The sequence below is a fragment of the Corynebacterium bouchesdurhonense genome (genome assembly GCF_900078305.2).
Classification (GTDB): Bacteria; Actinomycetota; Actinomycetes; order Mycobacteriales; family Mycobacteriaceae; genus Corynebacterium; species Corynebacterium bouchesdurhonense.
In genome coordinates this window covers 97,970-114,206 of the sequence record NZ_LT546026.1, presented here as the reverse complement: position 1 = coordinate 114,206, position 16,237 = coordinate 97,970, and the positions used below count along the sequence as shown (strand labels likewise).

Genomic DNA, 16,237 nt, shown 5'->3' with positions numbered 1-16,237 from the left:
TTTACTTCTCCTCCTCGAGTACGGGAGCGTGTTGCTTGTCGACGCTCCCCTGCACGCGCCGGTTCCCCTCACCGACCCGCATCGCCTTGCCCATGCCGTTGACCGCGGGCCTAGACCAGAAGGGCCTCCGCGACGCCAGGATGAGCAGCGGCGCGGTGACCAGGAAGGTGACCAGCAGGTCGAACACGGTGGTCAGGCCCATGGTGAAAGCGAAGCCCTTCACGTCGCCCACCGCCAGGAAGTAGATGATCACGGCGCCGATGAGCGTGACCATGTTGCCCGTGACCACCGTCTCCTTGGCACGGTCCCAGCCCGAGATGGTGGCGGAGCGGAACGTCTTGCCCTTGCGCACCTCGTCCTTGATGCGCTCGTAGATCACCACGAAGGAGTCCGCGGTGGTGCCGATGCCGATAACCAGGCCGGCGATGCCGGACAGATCCAGCGAGTAGCCGATCCACCGGCCGAGCAGCACCAGCGAGCCGTAAACCAGTACACCGGCCGCGGCGAGGGTGAGCAGGGACACGAAGCCGAGCAGGCGGTAGTACGCCAGGACGAAGATGGCCACTAGTACCAGGCCCACCAGGCCCGCGTAGATGCCCGCCTGCATGGACGCGAGGCCGAGCGACGGTGGCACCGTGGTCGCCGTGCCGCCCGGCTCGCCGTTCTCGCCGGCGAAGGACAGCGGCAGCGCGCCGTAGCGCAGGTTGTTGGCCAGGCTCTCGGCCTCCTCCTGCGTGAACTGGCCGGTGATCGAGGTGGCGGAGCCCACCGGGGTCGAGCCCTGGATCACCGGCGCGGAGATCACCTGCGAGTCCAGCGTGATGGCGATCTGCTGGCCAATCATGGCGCTGGTCAGCTGGGCCCAGGTTTGCGAGCCGTTGTGCTCCCCCGCCTGGCTGAATGCGAAGCTGATTTCCATCTGGCTGGTCTGCACGTTGGGACCGCCGGTGATGGGCCGGCTGGTGTCGATCTGCTCGCCGGTCAGACGCGGGCCCTCCGGGTCGGTGACGCCGGCTAGGAGGGGCACTTCGCTGAGCAGCAGTGCCTGGCCTGTGGACGGGTCGCAGGCGACCAGCGGCAGCTTTTCATCGTCGGAGCCTGCCAGCGGGTCCGTCGGCTGGCCGAGACAACGGCCGCTTAGTAGCGCCATGGCGGCAAACTGCTGGGTCGGGTCCGCGGACTGGCGCGTCTCGCGCAGCATCTCGGTGACCTCCTGGCGGCGCTCCGACGCCTCGACCGGGCCGTTGGCCTCGGGCAGCGGCTCCGCGGCAACCTTCGGCGCCTCAATCTTCGGCGCGTTCTCCTCGCCCTCCTGGGGCGCGAAGATCTGGTCGAGCGCGGCCTGCGCCTCGTCCTTGGACACCACGCCGTACTCCACCCACGAGTTCGCCGTGTCCAGCAACACCTGCCCGGCGGCCGCCGGGTCCGCACTCGGCGGCGGCAGCACCGGGCGGAAAAGCAGCTGGGAGGTCTGGCCGATGTTACGCACCTCGGAGGTGTCCTCGCCCGCCGCGGTGATGACGAGGGTGTTGCCGTCCACCACCACGGAGGCGCCGGAGACACCCATGCCGTTTACGCGGTTCTCCAAAATGTTGCGCGCGTCCTGCAGCTGCTCGCGCGTGGGCTCCTCGCCCTGCGGTACAAGGGTGACGCGGGTGCCACCCTGCAGGTCGATGCCCAGCTTCGGCGTCGGGGACTTGTCCCCGGTGAAGAAGACGAGCGAATAGACGCCGACCACGATGAGCGCGAACACCGCGAGCGCCTGGAGCGGCCACCTGCGCGATGCCTTGCTAGATCGCCGAGTGTTGGATGACACCGAGCTTTCTCCTCTATCTCTGCGGATTTACACCGGAACATGCTACGGCATGGCCGCGACATCCCCGCAGCGCGCCCGCCGCTAGGCCTCCAGCGTTTTATCCACCCGCATCACGCCGGGGGCGATCTCCGCGGCGTGCACCCCGCGGGCCGTCCTAAAAGAGCTGGCCCGGCGCCTCCGGCGGCGGTGTCATCCCCAGGTGCTGCCACGCGCTGGCGGTGGCCACACGCCCCCGGCCCGTGCGGGCCATCAAGCCCGCCCGCACCAGGTACGGCTCGCACACCTCCTCCACCGTGCCGGGCTCCTCCCCGACGGCAATGGCGAGCGTGTTCACGCCAACCGGGCCGCCGCCGTGCCCGCGGATGAGCGAATCCAGCACCGCCCGGTCCAGTCGGTCCAAGCCGAGCTCGTCAACGTCGAAAACCGCGAGTGCAGCCCGCGCCGCCGCGAGATCCACGTGGCCGTCGCCGTTCACGTCGGCCCAGTCCCGCACCCGGCGGAGCAGGCGGTTGGCAATGCGGGGCGTGCCGCGCGACCGGGACGCGATCTCCACCGCGGCATCGCTGTCGATGCGCACACCGAGGATTCGCGCGGCGCGGGCCACCACCTTTGTCAGGTCCGCCACGTCGTAGAACTCCATCTGCGCCGTGAAGCCGAAGCGGTCACGCAGCGGGCCGGTGAGCATGCCGGCGCGGGTGGTCGCGCCAACCAGGGTGAAGGGCGGAATCTCCAGCGGAATGGAGGTCGCACCCGGGCCCTTGCCCACAATCACGTCAATGCGGAAATCCTCCATTGCCATGTAGAGCATTTCCTCCGCAGGGCGCGCGATGCGGTGGATCTCGTCGATGAAGAGGACGTCGCCCTCCATCAAATTGGACAGCATGGCGGCCAGATCCCCCGCGCGCTCCAGCGCCGGGCCGGAGGTCATGCGTAGGGATGTACCCAGCTCCTGGGCGATGATCATCGCCATGGTGGTCTTGCCTAGGCCGGGCGGGCCGGAGAGCAGGATGTGATCCGGGGTCACGCCGCGGCGCTTCGCCCCGGCGAGGACTAAGTTGAGCTGCTCGCGCACCTTCGGCTGCCCGATGAACTCGTCGATGGATTTCGGGCGCAGCGTCTTCTCCACGTCGCGCTCTTCCGCCTGCGCTTCGACGCTCACGGCGGAACGCTCCCGGTCATAGCCCGCCGGCAGGGTGAACTCGGTTTTCTCAACGTCGGACACGGCTGCCTACTTCTTCCCCAGCTGGGTCAGCGCGGCGCGCAGGAGCGCGGAGGTGGCCATGTCGGGCGACTCGGCCGCCAGCGCGTCCACCACTGGGCGCGCCACCCGCTCACCGAATCCCAGACCAACGAGCGCCTCCACCACCTGCTCCACCGCGTACGAGCCGCCGGAGGCGGGCGCGGGTGCCGTCTCGGCAGCGCCGGCGGGTGCCGCGGCCAGGCCCTCGAGCTTGTCCTTCAGCTCGAGCACGATGCGGTCCGCCATCTTCTTGCCCACCCCTGGGATAGTCTGCACCGCCTTCGCGTCCCCGGCGGAGATGCGGCTGGCCAACTCCCCCGGATCGAACACCGCCAGCGCCGCCAGCGCGAGCTTCGGCCCCAGCCCGGTCACCGTCTGCAGCTTGTGAAACATGGTGCGCGCGTCGGCGTCGGCGAAGCCGTACAGCGTCACCCCGTCGTCCTTCATCACCATCGAGGTGAGCACCCGCTGCTGCTGGCCGCGGGACAGCCTGCCCAGGGTCGGCGGGGTGGCCAGAAAGCGGTAGCCCACCCCGCCGCACTCGATCACGGCATGGTCTAGGCCGATGGAGATTACCTCGCCGTTCAAGGAGTCGATCATGGTTGGCGTCCTTTCCTATCCCCATGCCCCGGCGTGGGCCGCGGTTTGCGAACGGGCGATCAGCGGCGCGCGCCAGCAGTGGCACACGGCGATAGCAAGCGCGTCCGCCGCGTCAGCTGGCTTCGGAGCTTCGCTCAGGCCCAAGATGCGGGTGATCATGTTGGTCATCTGCTTCTTGTCGGCCCGCCCGTTGCCGGACACCGCCTTCTTCACCTCGGACGGGGTGTACTGGTACACGGGAATCCCCCGCTCGGCGGCGGCGAGCACCATCACGCCGACGGCGTGGGCGGTGTGCATGACCGTGGACACGTTGCCGCGCTCGAAAATTCGCTCCATGGCAACCATGTCCGGGCGGTACTCGTCCATCCAGTCCCCCACCGCCCGCGAGATCCGCTGGAGCCGCTCGGGCAACTCGGCGCTTGACGGGGTGCGCACCACCCCGACCGCCACCGGCAGAATCTGCCTGCCGCGGCCGGCCTGCACCACAGAAAGCCCGCACCGGGTCAGCCCCGGGTCGATGCCCATCACCCGCAAGCCCTCGAGATTCACGCCGCCTCCTTGCACCGTTCTTAACACATATGTTCTACCACATGTGGCCGAGAAGGGGCGTGCGCCGCTAGTCCTCCAGCTGCGCTGCGACCTCGTCCGAGATGCTCATGTTGGTGTACACATTCTGTACGTCGTCGGACTCCTCGAGGGCGTCGATCAGGCGCATCATCTTCTTGGCACCCTCCACGTCCAGCTCTACCTGCACGTCCGCGCGGAACTCCTGCTCCGAGTCCTCCACCTCGATGCCCTCCTCGCCGAGTGCGGAGCGCACCGCAGGCAGGTCGGTGGGCTTGCAGATGATCTCGAACTCCTCGCCCAAGTCGTTCACCTCGTCCGCGCCCGCGTCCAGCACGGCCATTAGCACGTCATCCTCGGTGAGCTCGCCCTTCTGGATGGTCACCACGCCGGTGCGCTCGAACATGTAGCCGACGGAGCCGGACTCGCCCAGGTTGCCGCCATTTTTGGTCATCGCGGTGCGGACTTCAGTCGCGGCACGGTTGCGATTGTCGGTGAGGCACTCGATGAGCACGGCCACGCCGTTGTTCCCGTAGCCCTCGTACATCACCGTCTCCCAGTTGGCACCACCCGCGATCTCTCCCGAGCCGCGCTTGCGGGCGCGCTCGATGTTGTCGCCGGGGACGGAGGCCTTCTTAGCCTTCTTAATCATGTCGTCCAGCGTTGGGTTACCCGCCGGGTCGCCGCCGCCGGTGCGCGCCGCCACCTCAATATCCTTGATCAACTTCGCCCACAGCTTCGAACGCTTCGCGTCGTTCGCGGCCTTCTTGTGCTTGGTGGTAGCCCATTTTGAGTGGCCGGACATCGAGCACCCCTTTCGCTTCTACGACATGTAACAGCACGTCAGTATACGCGGGCCACCAAATTGCCCGCGTTTGCGGTAAAGGGGGCGTCGATAGGCAACTAGCTCCTCATCGGCACCTGCGTCGCGCCCTCGCGCAACTGGCGGGCAAGCCCCTCCTGCACCACGAGCGCGACGAGGGCACCCGAGGCGTCGAAGATGCGGCCCTGCGTCAACGCCCGGCCCGCACCCGCCGACGGCGACGACTGGCGGTAGAGCAACCACCCGTCCACGCGCACCGGGCGGAAGAACCAGATCGCGTGGTCGAGCGAGGCAAGTTGCGCGCCGTAGCCGGGGTGCGCCTCGAGCGAGGAGAACAGCAGCGTCATGTCCGACATGTACGTCAGCGCGGTGGCGTGCAGCGCGTCCGAATCCGGCAACCCACCGCGGAAACGGAACCAGACCGAACGCCCGCTCACCGTCGCCGGCTCGCGGTCGTTCTCGTTTGCGGGCACCACCCGGATGTCCCACTCGCGGAAGTCCTGCTCCGCGCCCGGCACCCCGCTGGGAATCGGGCCGTCGGCTGGGAGCCCCCCGGGCGCGGGGACCGCCGGAAGGACCTCGGCGTGCTCGGGACCCTTGTCGAGGTCGTGGTGAAAGCTCGCCGTCATGGTGTAAAGGAGCGTGTCACCCTGGTGCGCCTCTACCGCGCGGGTGCAAAAGCTACGGCCGTCGCGGATGCGCCGCACCGTGTAGGTGGTGTCCTGCTCCGCGTCGCCGCCCGCCAAGAAATAGCTGTGTAGGGAGTGCACTTGCTTGTCGACGCCCACCGTCCGCGCCGCCGCCGCCAGCGCCTGCGCAGCCAGGTGGCCGCCGAAGGTGCGGACGAACACCTCGGTGTCCATCGCGGGGCCGAGGAAGATGTCTGGCTCCTGGCGGCTTCCGAGCGGTTGGACGTCCAGCACGCGGAGGAGCTCGTAATCCTGCATAGGCCCGCAGGATAGCAACCAGGCGGGGGCGCTACCCGCCAATTGGCAGCTGGCCCAGCGCCGCGAACTCCGGCAGGGCGGCGGTGCCGCCGAGGTGCAGGGTGCGCACGCTGGGGCGCAGCCGCAGGGCGCGGGTGTCGCCCACCGCGTCGTTGTAGAAGCGCAGGGCAAGCATGACGCGGGTGTCGGCGTCGTGAAGCTCGCGCAGCGCGACGGGCGAGGGCGAACCGGCGGCGCCGGCGGCACCGGCGATGAGCGGCGCGAGCCTGGCGCCGAGCTCGGCCTCACGGTCGAGCCGGGAGGCGAGGTCGATGGGGCTCAGGCGCACCTCCTCGGTGGCGCGCGCTAGCGGCGCGAGCTGCGGCACAGTCGCGGCGATCACGGCGCAGCGCCGGTCGAGGGCGGACTGCAGGGCGTCGCGGGAGCGATCGAGCCGGATGTGCAAGCGGTCCAGCCGCCGCGCGGTGTAGAACGCCCAGGTGGCGATGATGGTGAGGCCCACCGCCAGGATCACCCACGCAGCTGTCGGCGCGCTCACTTGGCCACCCGCACCTTCTCGCCGGTGGCCACCGTCTCGTACACCGCGAGGATCTCGGCGGCCACGTTTGACCAGTCGTAGCGGGCGGCCCGGGCGTTGCCGGCTGCGGCGAGGGCTGCGCGGAGGTCGGGGGCGTCGATAAGCAACTGCAACACCTCGGCGAGCGCGGCGCTGTCCCCGGCGGGAAAGAGCATGCCGGCGGGGGTGTCGCTGCCGGCGTCGCACACGGCGGCGAAGGCCTCGAGGTCGCTGGCCACCACCGCGCAGCCGGCGGCCATGGCCTCCACCAGCACGATGCCGAAGGACTCCCCGCCCAGGTTCGGCGCGACGTAGATGTCCGCCCGGCCGAGGATCTGCGCCTTCTCCTCCTCGCTCACGCGGCCCGCGAACTCCACTCCTGGCACGTCTCGCGGGGTTCCCCCACCCATCACGGTCACCTTCGCCGGCCGAGCTAGCTTCTCGACGGCACCCAGCAGCACGTCCAACCCCTTGCGCGGCTCGTCCAACCGGCCGAGGAACACGATCTCCACCTCGCCGCCAGGCTTTAGACCCGCGGCCCGGCGCGCGGCGACGAAGCGGCTGGTGTCGACGCCGTTGGGGATCACCACCGGGTCCGTGCCCACCTGCTCGACCTGCCAGCGGCGGGCGAGCTCGGACACCGCGATGCCGCCGCGGATCTTCTCCAGGTTCACGCGCAGGGCGGGCAGCGCCGCCTTCAGCGCCATGGACGAGGTCGCGGAGGCGTGGTAGGTGGCCACGATCGGGCCCTCGGCGAGGCGGATCGCGGCGAGGGAGTAGCTCGGCGAGTTCGGCTCGTGGACGTGAAGCACGTCGAAGTCGCCCTCCTCGATGAAGGCCCGGGTGATGCGCCGCACCTGCGGGCCGATGGACAAGCGCGCCACGGAGCCGTTGTAGGGCACCGGCACGGCGGCGCCGCCGCGCACGACGTAGCTGGGCAGCGGCGTGTCGGCGGAGGCCGGTCCGAGGACGCGGACCTCGTGCCCTTGGGCGCGCAGCACCTCCGCTAAGTCAAGGATGTGGGCCTGCACCCCGCCCGGCTGGTCGAAGGAGTACGGGCACACCATGCCAATCCGCACGCAGCTCACCCCCGCGCCGCCCCGCGCCGGGGGCGCGCCGGGAAGTCCGCGGGCCATAGGGGCTGCAGCATGTGCCAGTCCGCGGGGTGCGCCGCGATGTTGGTGGCAAACGCGTCCGCCACCCGCTGCACCGTGGGCTGGAGCTCGTCCACCGTAAGCGGCTCGCCCACCTTCAGCCCCCAGCTGGCGCCTTCCGGGCCGCCGGGGTACCACGAGTGGGCCACGATCAGGGCGGCCCCGGTGTCCATGGCCAGCTTGGCGGGGCCGGCCGGGAAGCTGGTCTCCTCGCCGAAGAACGACACCGGCACGCCGTGGTGGCCGAGGTCTCGCTCCCCCAAAAGACACACGATGCCGCCCGCCTCAAGGACCTCCTTCAGCCGCGGGTAGGGCGCGGGCGCTCCCCCGCCGAGCGGCAGCACCTCGAAGCCGAGGGACTGGCGGAACTCCACGAAGGCCTCGTAGAGCACCTCTGGCTTCAGGCGCTCGGCCACCGTGGTGAAGCCGCCGAAGTGATCCACCAGCCACAGGCCCGCGAAGTCCCAATTGCCGGTGTGCGGCAGAGTCAGGACCACGCCCTTGCCTTCGGCCACCGCCGCCTCGAGGTGCTCCACGCCCTCGACCTCGGTGTCCATCTGGGCCCGCAGGGCGTCGGCGTCCGCGACGATGCGCGGCAGGCGGAACGCCTCAAGCCAGTAGCGGGCGTACGAGCGCATCGCGTCGCGCACGAGTGCCCGGGTCACGTTCTCGGCGCCCACCACACGGGTGAGGTTGCGCCGCAGCATTTCCATCCCCGCGCCCCGGCCGGACACGCGGTCCGCGCCCGCGCGGAAGATCGGCCAGGCCACCCGCCACGGCAGGGCGCCAACCACGTTCCAGCCGGCCAGGTAGCCGTACGCGGTCAGCGTCTCCTTCACCGTCTCCTTGCGCACGCCCGCACCTTACCCGCTAGGCCCCCGCCGGGGGCGGCAGGGTGGTGCCGGCACCGGCGTCGCGGGCGGCGAAGCGCAGTCGCTGGACCACGGTGAACAGCGAGCCGAACAGGAGCAGCCAGATAGCCACCTCTACGGCGTGCGGCACGCCGAAGCCCTCTAGGCCCAAGCCCACCAGGGCGATGATGAGACGCTCAGGGCGCTCCACCAGGCCGCCGACCACCTTCAGGCCGCCAGCCTCGGCGCGGGCCTTGATGTAGCTGATCACCTGCGAGAGCACCAGCACCGTCAGGCACGCCGCCACGTGGGCGGGTGCGGCGTCGTCGACGTAGATCAGCCACATGGTGATCGCGCCGAACAGGGCACCGTCGGTGATGCGGTCGCAGCTGGCGTCCAGCGTCGCTCCAAAGGCGGTGCCGCCGCCGCGCAGGCGCGCCATGGTGCCGTCAACCATGTCGAAGGCGCAAAACACGCCGGTGAGTACCGCGGCCGCCACCAGGTGGTCGGCCGGGATGAGCACCACCGCGATCAGGATGGACGCGGCGGTGCCGATCAGCGTGGTCGCGTTGGGTGTCAGACCCGCCTTCAGCAGCGCGCCCGCCACCGGCTCCACGAAGCGGCGCACGGGCTTTCTGCCGTGGACGCTAAGCATCTGCCTCACTCCCCTCCACCTCGCGCCAGCCCTCGGCGAGCAGCGCCCGGGTGTCGCGCAGCAGCTGGGGCAGCACCTTCGTCCCGCCGATCACGGTCATGAAATTCGAGTCCCCCGCCCAGCGCGGCACCACGTGCAGGTGCAGGTGTTCGCTCACGGAGCCGCCGGCGGCCTTACCCAAGTTGAGCCCAACGTTGATGGCCTCGGGCCGCGAGACGCGCTTCAGCGTCCGCACGGCGCGCTTGGCAAACACCATCAGCTCGGCGGTCTCGGCCTCGGTCAGCGCCTCAAGCTCCGCCACCTTGCGGTACGGCACCACCATCAGGTGCCCCGCGTTGTACGGGTACAGGTTGCACACCGCGTACACCGTCTCACCGCGCGCGATCACCAACCCGTCCTCGTCGTCCAGCTTCGGAATCTCGAGGAAGGGGTCGGAGCTTTCGCCGCTTGTCGACGCCGCCTTTGCCACGTACCTGCTCCGGTACGGCGCCCACAGGCGCTGCAGGCGGTCCTCGGTGCCGGCGCCTTGGTCGACGTAGGGCGCGCCTCCGCTAGCGTCGGGAAGCAATTGCTTCCTCGCTCGGCTGCGTGTTGTTCTTCTCGGCGATCCAGGCGGAGATGAGCTCCACGGCCTCGTCCACCGGCACGCCGTTGACCTGGGTGCCGTCGAGGAAGCGGAAGCTCACCGCGTCCCCCTCCACATCGCGGGCGCCGGCAAGCAGCATGAAGGGGACCTTGCCGGTGGTGTGGGTGCGGATCTTCTTCTGCATGCGGTCGTCCGAGTGATCCACCTCGGCGCGGATGCCGCGGGCGCGCAACTTGGCAATCACCGCGTCCAGGTGCGGGGCAAAGTCGTCCGCGACCGGGATGCCCACCACCTGGTGCGGAGCGAGCCACGCCGGGAACGCGCCCGCATAGTGCTCGAGCAGCACGCCGAAGAAGCGCTCGATGGAGCCGAAGAGTGCGCGGTGGATCATCACCGGGCGCTGCTTCGTGCCGTCCGGCGAGGTGTACTGCAGATCGAAGCGCTCGGGCAGGTTGAAGTCCAGCTGCACCGTGGACATCTGCCACGTGCGGCCGATCGCGTCGCGCGCCTGCACCGAGATCTTCGGGCCGTAGAACGCGGCGCCCGCCGGGTCCGGCACCAACTCCAGGCCGGACTTCTCAGCCACGGACTGCAGGATGTTGGTGGAGCGCTCCCAAATTTCGTCGTCGCCGATGTACTTCTCCGGGTCCTTGGTGGAAAGCTCCAGGTAGAAGTCGTCCAGCCCGTAGTCCTGGAGCAGGGAGATGATGAACTCCAGCACGCTGGTCAGCTCCTCCTCGAGCTGGTCTTCGGTGCAGTAGATGTGCGCGTCGTCCTGGGTGAAGCCGCGGGCGCGGGTCAGGCCGTGCACCACGCCGGATTTCTCGTAGCGGTACACCGTGCCGAACTCGAAGAGGCGCAGCGGCAGCTCGCGGTAGGAGCGGCCGCGGGAGTCGAAGATGAGGTTGTGCATCGGGCAGTTCATCGGCTTGACGTAGTAGTCCACCGGCTGCTTGGTCACGTTGCCCTCGTCGTCGACCTCCCCGTCCAGCTTCATGGGCGGGAACATGCCTTCCGCGTACCAGTCCAGGTGTCCAGACTTCTTGAACAGGTCGCCCTTGGTCACGTGCGGGGTGTTCACAAACGAGTAGCCCGCGGCCACGTGGCGCTCGCGGGAGTGCTGCTCCATCACCATGCGCACGATGCCGCCGTCCGGGTGGAAGACCGGCAGGCCGGAGCCGACCTCGTCGGGGAAGGAGAAGAGGTCCATCTCGTTGCCCAGGCGGCGGTGATCGCGCTTCTCCGCCTCCTCGAGCATGGTCATGTACTCGTCCAGCTTCTCCTGGGACTCCCAGGCGGTGCCGTAGATGCGCTGCAGGCCGGCGTTGTTCTGGTCGCCGCGCCAGTACGCCGCCGAGGAGCGAGTGAGCGCGAACGCCGGGATGTACTTGGTGGTGGGGATGTGGGGGCCGCGGCAGAGATCGAACCACTCCACCTCGCCCGAGCGCGGGTTGAGGTTGTCGTAGTAGGTCAGCTCGCCCGCGCCCACCTCGGCGGCCTCGTCGGAGTTCGGGTCCACGTTGCCCTTGTCCTGGATGAGCTCGAGCTTGTACGGCTCGTCCGCGAGGCGCTCCGCAGCTTCTTCTTGGGAGGCGAAGACCCCGCGGGAGAACTTCTGGCCCTGTTTGATGATCTTCTTCATGCGCTTCTCCAGCGCGCGCAGGTCCTCGGGGGTGAACGGCTCGGCCACGTCGAAGTCGTAGTAGAAGCCGTCCGTAATCGCCGGGCCGATACCGAGCTTCGTGCCGGGGAACTCGGCCTGCACCGCCTGGGCCAGCACGTGGGCGCAGGAGTGGCGGATCACCGAGCGGCCGAGCTCGGTGTTCGCTGCCACGGGCATAAACGTGGCCGTCTCCGCCGGCACGTGCGAGAGGTCCTTGAGCTGGCCCTCGGCGTCCTGGACGGCCACCACGGCCTGCTCGCCCTTGTTGGGCAGGTTCAACTCCCGCATGGCGGCGCCGACGGGGGTGCCGGCGGCCACCTCGAAGGGCTCGAACTGCACGGCCTCGGGGCTGGCTACGGATGCTTCAGGGGACATGTGCGCTCCTTTGCGCGTTCGGGGTGCGTCATACCTGGACGCACCCGGACTGACGTGTGCATCGTGCGCCCCGCCGGAATCCGGGGGCGCAACACAGTTGGCGATCCTACCCCTGCCGAATCAGGCCAGCGCGGTCTGCGCCCAGTAGGCGTCGCGCCCCGCGCCGGTGCCGGGCGGCACCCAGTACACCGCCGAGCCGATGTGCGTGGTCCACTCATTGAGCCGGTCCGCCTCGTCTAGGCGACGCTGCACGGGGGTGAACTGTGCATCCGGATCCCTCTGGTACGCGATGAAGATCAGTCCGGCGTTGGACAGCTCCCCCGCCGCCGGATCCGGAGGCAGGTTGTAGTTGTAGGGTCGGCGCTTGAACTTCTGCTCCGGGTGCCCGGCCGGCGCGGCCGCGCGGGCCATGTGCGAGTTGGGGTCGATCACAGGCAGCCCGTACTTATCCGTCGCCCCGAGATCCGCGGGCGTGAACTCGTCGCCGCCGCTTAGGGGGGAGCCGTCGGCAAGCGAACGCCCCACGGACGCCTCCCGGGTGGCACGGTCGAGCTTCTCCCACTCGTCTAAGTGCATTGCTATCCTGCGCACCACTAGCGATGTCGACCCGTCCTCCGCGAACACCTGCTCGCCGTACTCCTCCTCCGAATACGGGTTCACCGTGCCGTCCACCTGGCCGAACAGGTTGCGCGGCGTCTGCCCGGTGGGGATCGCGCCGTAGGCGTTCATGAACCCCTGCTGCACCCACGCCGTATCCACGTAATCCGCGCCGGCGCGCGTCATGTGGCGCATGGCCCAGGCGCACATCACCGGGTCATCGGCGCACATCTGCAGCGCGATGTCGGTTTGCCCCCACTCCGGGCGCAGCTGGTCGCGGCTCATTTCGGGGATCGGGTGCAGCCAAGCCGGCTTGCGCGCGGGCGCAGCCAGCTCGAACACCCGCTCGCCGAGGCCGAGCGTGAAGGTGAGGTTGGCGGGCCACTGGTTCATCTCAGGCTCGAGGCTGCCCACCGGAGGCCGGCCGGCCGCCAGCTCGCGCGCGTCCTCCGTCCACAGGCGCAGCAGGCGGTGCAGGCCCGCCTTGTCCACGCCCTCGCGCAGGTTGAAGCCCACTAGGTTCAGGCTGGCCTGCGTCGGCGTAACAATACCCGCCTGATGCGGCCCGTCGAAAGGGACCACCGCGCCGCGCAGCGGCTGGCTGTCCGGCTCCGAGTTGGAGGGCACACCCGCCGGCGCGTCCGGGTCGCGCCTGCCGCACGCTTGGAGCATGCTTGCCGACGCCACCAAACCCCCCGCCATAAAACCCCGCCGCGTCACCGCCATCGCGCCGGACCGCCTCCCTTCTCTAGTGGTTGTGGTCTGCGTGGTCTGCGTGGTCTGCGTAATCCTCATCGCCCGCGCCCACGGTGCGCACCGACAGGCCGGGGATCTCGATGCGCTCGCCGTCGTCCGTTTCCAGCGTCAGATCCAGCGACGAACCGGCCGGGATTTCCGGCGCGTAGTCCATGATCATCAAGTGGTCGCCCCCGGGCGCCAGCTCGTGCTCGCCGCCCGCGGGAATGGTGATGCCGCCCTCCTTGCGGCGCATCTTCCCGTCGGCCGTCTCGTGGATCTCGTAGCTCGGGTCCCCGTCGAGGCTGTTGAGCGAGGTGGAAAACCCGGTAACGGTGATATCGTGATCGGTCCTGTTGCGCAGCGTGCCGAAGATGGCGGTCATCGAACTGCCCGAGTCGCCGCCCTCGGCGGGCTTCGCCCGCACGTAGCCAAGGGAGAGACGGATGTCGCCCTCGCCCAAGTCCCCGTCGGAACCCGAGCCGGCGTCGGCCGCCGTGGTGGAGTACGCCGGGCTGCCGTCTCCCTCCCGCTCGGAGCAGGCGGTGAGCGCGGCGGGCAGGAGCGAAACTGCCAGGGTGGCGGCGGCGAGGCGGCGCATCTGGGTGGAATGCATGATGTCGGTTCTCCTTACTTGACGGACTTGACCTACTTGACAGGCTTGTCTGGCCCGGCGGCGGGGATCTCGCCCCGGTTCTCCACGTCGCGCAGGCGGCGGTACTTGGCCAGCGCTCCGATGCCCGCGCCGGCCACCACCAGGACACCGAGGACGGAGAGCACGAGCGTCCACGGCGAGGACGTCCCCTCGGTCTCAGACTCCTCCCCCGCCGCCGGGGTTGCGGAGCTGGCTCCGGCGCTGGCCGTGGCCGTTGCAGCCTCGCCCTCCGCGGCCTTGCCGCCCGCGGGCTCGTAGGTGAAGGTGGTCATGCCCTTGGTGGCGTGCCCGTCGGAGGACACGATCTGGAACCCCACGTGGTACTCCCCCGGCTGCGCGTCCAGGTCGGCGGGCAGATCGAGGGTGATGGTGCGGCCGGCAACCTCCGGCTCGCCGGTGTACAGCACCTCGGACTGGCCGCCGTCGCCCACGCGAGACAGCGCCATGGTGTTGAAGCCCTCGCCCGGCTGGCCAGAGAAGTCCAGCTGGAGCTCGGCCGGGAAATCGGCCACGGTGGCGCCGTCCGCGGGGTTGCCGCCCACTACCGCGTCGTGCGCGAGGGCGACGGGGGCAAACGGGGCGGCCGCGATCATAGCGGCGCCGGCAGCGGTGATGAGGCGTGTCCTCGGTGGCGTCTTCAAGCAATGCTCCTTACTCGGCGGCGAAACTCGTTCCCGTAAGCGGTCGGTATCCAAGCGAGAATAGTTCCCGCACCCGCGGAACTGTCCCGGGACAACGCGAAGGCCCCGCCGGCTGGGTGCCAACGGGGCCTGGGTGTGGTGGTCCTAGCTGGGATCGAACCAGCGACCTTTCCGGTGTGAACGGAACGCTCTTCCACTGAGCCATAGGACCGAACAGGGAAGTACTTTACACACCACCCCGGGAAGCGACGAATCGCCAGGTCAGTACCTACAAAGCCGCAGGGCGGCGCGCGCCGGCGCCCACCGAATCACACCGCTGACATTCGCAAGCCACAAACACGCGCATCCCCGGGCTCGAGCGGGTGCCGCACGCTGGCGATTTGGTGTCCATGCGGCGCACAGGTTAATGTTCTTACTCGCACAACGCAGACCGCGCACAGCGCGAGTTTGCGGAGAGCGTGCGGATGTAGCGCAGTTGGTAGCGCATCACCTTGCCAAGGTGAGGGTCGCGAGTTCGAGTCTCGTCATCCGCTCAAAGCCTTGAGACGGCTTCACACCCGCGCGATTAGCTCAGCGGGAGAGCGCTTCCCTGACACGGAAGAGGTCACTGGTTCAATCCCAGTATCGCGCACCGCAAACACGAGTTTGCAACGCGGATGTAGCGCAGTTGGTAGCGCATCACCTTGCCAAGGTGAGGGTCGCGAGTTCGAGTCTCGTCATCCGCTCCAAGTACTTTCCACGTACTTACGGAGTACCGCTCCACGGTGGATTGGTCGAGTGGTTAGGCAACGGTCTGCAAAACCGTGTACACGGGTTCGATTCCCGTATCCACCTCAACTTCATTCCCCTACCGGCATTCCTTTACCGGCGCGATTAGCTCAGCGGGAGAGCGCTTCCCTGACACGGAAGAGGTCACTGGTTCAATCCCAGTATCGCGCACCGCAAACGCGAGTTTGCAACGCGGATGTAGCGCAGTTGGTAGCGCATCACCTTGCCAAGGTGAGGGTCGCGAGTTCGAGTCTCGTCATCCGCTCAACGTGAGCCCACCCCCGGACCGCCAACGAAACGGCGGCCCGGGGATATCCTTTTGCAATGCCTACCAGCGTCGACGCCCTCATCGGCCCCCTCGCCTCCCCCGACACCCCCGAGCTGCGCGCCGTGGCCGTGAACACGCTGTTCGGCGCGTTCGCCCGCCGCGGCACCTCCGCCAGCCTGGGCAACCGCACCGACAGCGCCCTGCTCGCCGGCCTGCGCGAGTGGGCCGACGTGATCCTCGTCGGCGCCGGCACCGTCCATGCCGAGGACTACGGCCCCGCCGCCACCCCCATGGCGGTAGTGAGCCGCTCGCTCGAGGTGGACACCTCGCTCGGCATCTTCGAGGGTGCGCGTGCGCTCATCCTCGCCCCGGAGCTTTCGCTTGCCGACGCCTCCCTGCTCCCGCGCACCCGCACCCTCACCGCCGCCGGCGCCGAGCTGCACGCCACCGGAGGCGGCGAGCCGGAAGAGATCGTGGCCACGCTGCGCAGCCTCGGCTTCAACCGCATCCTCTGCGAGGGCGGCCCGAGCCTCTACGCCGCCATGCTGGGCGCCGGGCTTGTCGACGTCCTGCACCTCACCGTGGACCCGTCCGTGGGGCCTGAGGACGGCCCCTTCGGCCTCGAGCTGGACGCCGACTGCACCCGCCGCTTCGCCCTCGAGAACGCGACGGTCGACGAGGATTCCATGCTCTTCTGCCGCTACCGGCGCGCGCCTGACGGGCGGTGAGCGCCCCGCCGGTAC

General features: G+C 69.1%; 16 protein-coding genes and 7 tRNA genes. 7 read left to right on the top strand and 16 right to left on the bottom strand.

Features of this window, described 5'->3' with window-relative positions; all coding sequences use genetic code 11:
* Position 1 precedes the first annotated feature (1 nt).
* The 16 genes from secD to BN4252_RS02630 form a co-directional block, all read right to left on the bottom strand.
* Positions 2 to 1,816, bottom strand: coding sequence for a protein translocase subunit SecD (gene secD, locus BN4252_RS02705; RefSeq protein WP_078056731.1), 1,815 nt, complete (start codon positions 1,814 to 1,816; stop codon positions 2 to 4).
* A 154-nt stretch (positions 1,817 to 1,970) separates the two neighbouring features.
* Positions 1,971 to 3,038: a Holliday junction branch migration DNA helicase RuvB gene (ruvB, locus tag BN4252_RS02700; RefSeq protein ID WP_066525108.1), complete on the bottom strand. Its 1,068-nt coding sequence runs from the start codon at positions 3,036 to 3,038 to the stop codon at positions 1,971 to 1,973.
* A gap of 6 nt (positions 3,039 to 3,044) precedes the next feature.
* Complete coding sequence (gene ruvA / locus BN4252_RS02695) at positions 3,045 to 3,656, bottom strand: Holliday junction branch migration protein RuvA (protein WP_066525104.1); 612 nt, start codon at positions 3,654 to 3,656, stop codon at positions 3,045 to 3,047.
* Between the two features lie 15 nt (positions 3,657 to 3,671).
* Entirely contained in the window at positions 3,672 to 4,205 is a 534-nt protein-coding gene (gene ruvC, locus BN4252_RS02690) for a crossover junction endodeoxyribonuclease RuvC (protein WP_066525100.1), read from the bottom strand.
* A gap of 67 nt (positions 4,206 to 4,272) precedes the next feature.
* Positions 4,273 to 5,025 (bottom strand): YebC/PmpR family DNA-binding transcriptional regulator, encoded by a 753-nt coding sequence (locus tag BN4252_RS02685; protein ID WP_066525096.1) that lies wholly within the window; start codon positions 5,023 to 5,025, stop codon positions 4,273 to 4,275.
* A 98-nt stretch (positions 5,026 to 5,123) separates the two neighbouring features.
* The gene (locus tag BN4252_RS02680) at positions 5,124 to 5,990 is read right to left on the bottom strand and encodes an acyl-CoA thioesterase (protein WP_066525093.1); all 867 of its coding nucleotides are present in this window, start codon (positions 5,988 to 5,990) and stop codon (positions 5,124 to 5,126) included.
* A 31-nt stretch (positions 5,991 to 6,021) separates the two neighbouring features.
* On the bottom strand, positions 6,022 to 6,528 hold the full coding sequence (locus tag BN4252_RS02675) for a hypothetical protein (RefSeq protein ID WP_066525089.1): 507 nt from the start codon (positions 6,526 to 6,528) through the stop codon (positions 6,022 to 6,024).
* Entirely contained in the window at positions 6,525 to 7,625 is a 1,101-nt protein-coding gene (locus BN4252_RS02670) for a glycosyltransferase family 4 protein (protein ID WP_066525853.1), read from the bottom strand. Before BN4252_RS02670 ends, BN4252_RS02675 begins: the two co-directional genes overlap by 4 nt.
* Before the next feature lie 5 nt (positions 7,626 to 7,630).
* Positions 7,631 to 8,554 (bottom strand): phosphatidylinositol mannoside acyltransferase, encoded by a 924-nt coding sequence (locus tag BN4252_RS02665; RefSeq protein ID WP_066525085.1) that lies wholly within the window; start codon positions 8,552 to 8,554, stop codon positions 7,631 to 7,633.
* Positions 8,555 to 8,570: 16 nt separating this feature from the next.
* Entirely contained in the window at positions 8,571 to 9,206 is a 636-nt protein-coding gene (gene pgsA / locus BN4252_RS02660; protein WP_066525083.1) for a phosphatidylinositol phosphate synthase, read from the bottom strand.
* On the bottom strand, positions 9,199 to 9,774 hold the full coding sequence (locus BN4252_RS02655) for an HIT family protein (protein ID WP_066525080.1): 576 nt from the start codon (positions 9,772 to 9,774) through the stop codon (positions 9,199 to 9,201). Before BN4252_RS02655 ends, pgsA begins: the two co-directional genes overlap by 8 nt.
* Positions 9,758 to 11,830, bottom strand: a complete 2,073-nt coding sequence (gene thrS, locus BN4252_RS02650; RefSeq protein ID WP_066525077.1) for a threonine--tRNA ligase — start codon at positions 11,828 to 11,830, stop codon at positions 9,758 to 9,760. Before thrS ends, BN4252_RS02655 begins: the two co-directional genes overlap by 17 nt.
* Before the next feature lie 120 nt (positions 11,831 to 11,950).
* The gene (locus BN4252_RS02645) at positions 11,951 to 13,099 is read right to left on the bottom strand and encodes a Dyp-type peroxidase (protein WP_392389918.1); all 1,149 of its coding nucleotides are present in this window, start codon (positions 13,097 to 13,099) and stop codon (positions 11,951 to 11,953) included.
* Between the two features lie 76 nt (positions 13,100 to 13,175).
* A complete protein-coding gene (locus BN4252_RS02640) occupies positions 13,176 to 13,778 on the bottom strand; it encodes a copper chaperone PCu(A)C (protein ID WP_066525073.1) in 603 nt (200 codons plus the stop codon).
* Between the two features lie 32 nt (positions 13,779 to 13,810).
* Positions 13,811 to 14,458, bottom strand: coding sequence for a copper resistance CopC family protein (locus BN4252_RS02635; protein WP_143341151.1), 648 nt, complete (start codon positions 14,456 to 14,458; stop codon positions 13,811 to 13,813).
* 136 nt (positions 14,459 to 14,594) lie between these two features.
* A tRNA-Val gene (locus tag BN4252_RS02630) sits at positions 14,595 to 14,669 on the bottom strand.
* A gap of 249 nt (positions 14,670 to 14,918) precedes the next feature.
* Between BN4252_RS02630 and BN4252_RS02625 the strand changes: the two genes are divergently transcribed.
* The 7 genes from BN4252_RS02625 to BN4252_RS02595 all read left to right on the top strand — a co-directional run bounded on the left by BN4252_RS02625 (position 14,919) and on the right by BN4252_RS02595 (position 16,222).
* Positions 14,919 to 14,991: transfer RNA gene (locus BN4252_RS02625), tRNA-Gly, on the top strand.
* 26 nt (positions 14,992 to 15,017) lie between these two features.
* Positions 15,018 to 15,089, top strand: a tRNA-Val gene (locus BN4252_RS02620).
* A 21-nt stretch (positions 15,090 to 15,110) separates the two neighbouring features.
* Positions 15,111 to 15,186, top strand: a tRNA-Gly gene (locus BN4252_RS02615).
* Between the two features lie 35 nt (positions 15,187 to 15,221).
* Positions 15,222 to 15,292: transfer RNA gene (locus BN4252_RS02610), tRNA-Cys, on the top strand.
* Between the two features lie 33 nt (positions 15,293 to 15,325).
* A tRNA-Val gene (locus tag BN4252_RS02605) sits at positions 15,326 to 15,397 on the top strand.
* A 21-nt stretch (positions 15,398 to 15,418) separates the two neighbouring features.
* Positions 15,419 to 15,491: transfer RNA gene (locus BN4252_RS02600), tRNA-Gly, on the top strand.
* 59 nt (positions 15,492 to 15,550) lie between these two features.
* Positions 15,551 to 16,222: a dihydrofolate reductase family protein gene (locus BN4252_RS02595; protein WP_066525062.1), complete on the top strand. Its 672-nt coding sequence runs from the start codon at positions 15,551 to 15,553 to the stop codon at positions 16,220 to 16,222.
* Positions 16,223 to 16,237 lie beyond the last annotated feature (15 nt).